Raw genomic sequence first — 286 nt, forward strand, 5'->3', positions numbered from 1 at the left:
TCGGTATCCAGCGGATCGCCGCGTTTGATAGTTTTGATACGTTTCATGACAGCTGCCATAAACGGCTCAAAGATCGACTCCTGTACCAGCGCACGAGACGGACAGGTACAAACTTCCCCCTGATTCAGGAAGCCAAGCACCACGCCTTCTGCTGCTTTCTCGATAAAGCTCTCTTCCGCATCCATGATGTCTTCAAAGAAGATGTTCGGTGATTTACCGCCCAGCTCAACGGTAGACGGAATCAGGCTTTTCGCCGCCAGTTCGAGAATATGCCCGCCAGTGGCGG

At 52.8% G+C, this 286-nt stretch carries 1 protein-coding gene; it reads right to left on the bottom strand.

Annotation, left to right across the window (positions count from 1 at the left end; genetic code table 11):
• Positions 1 to 286 (bottom strand): aldehyde dehydrogenase family protein (locus tag VH86_RS24645; protein WP_045834454.1); only part of this gene is annotated, 286 nt, incomplete at both ends.

The organism is Pantoea sp. BL1 (assembly GCF_000963985.1).
In the GTDB taxonomy this organism is placed as follows: Bacteria; Pseudomonadota; Gammaproteobacteria; order Enterobacterales; family Enterobacteriaceae; genus Pantoea; species Pantoea rwandensis_B.